Here is a 746-nt window from a genome sequence, read left to right as displayed (position 1 = left end):
TCTTGTATTCGGTTTTTTATTAACGAATTGTTGCTAGAACCTGTTTTTAGAGTGTATTGAACTTTAAGCGTTTTTTTTAATTATTTAGGTAATAAAAAGCCCGAGTACGTCTCCATGCTCGGGCTTTCAAACGCTTTAGGCCTTGGCATTTCAAGGCCTAATTTTTCTAGTCAATGACTAGCCAACAATCTTAAGTGGCACTGCCAAATCTTCAGAAGGTGGTGCGAAAGAAGTTAGGTTAATACCGTCAACCGCTTCTTTGTACTCTTCCAAAGTTGGGAAACGACCAAGAATCGTTGAAAGAACAACCATTGGCGTTGAGCCTAGTAGTGATTCACCTTTCTTCTCAGCAGAGTCTTCTACTACACGGCCTTGGAATAGACGCGTAGAAGTTGCTAGCACAGTATCACCTGCTTCTGCTTTCTCTTGGTTACCCATACATAAGTTACATCCAGGACGCTCAAGGTAAAGGATGTTTTCGTACTTAGTACGTGCTGCTTCTTTTGGATTGTCGTCGTCAAACGTGAAACCAGCGTACTTAGCTAGGATGTCCCAGTCGCCTTCTGCTTTTAGTTCATCAACGATGTTGTACGTTGGTGGCGCAACAACAAGTGGTGCGTTAAACGTAATAGGACCTTTCTTCTCAAGGTTACGAAGCATTGCTGCGATGATTTGCATGTCACCTTTGTGAACCATACAAGAACCAATGAAGCCAAGGTCAACCTGGCGGCCATCGTAGTAAGAAG

At 42.9% G+C, this 746-nt stretch carries 1 protein-coding gene; it reads right to left on the bottom strand.

Annotated elements, in window-relative coordinates; translation table 11 throughout:
• Positions 1-177 precede the first annotated feature (177 nt).
• A partial coding sequence (locus A3762_RS21370) for an aconitase family protein (protein ID WP_255375074.1) occupies positions 178-746 on the bottom strand: 569 nt, incomplete at its 5' end.

Source organism: Oleiphilus sp. HI0125 (assembly GCF_001635355.1).
Note: the sequence above shows the minus strand (reverse complement) of the source record. Positions and strands in the feature narration are given on the sequence as shown.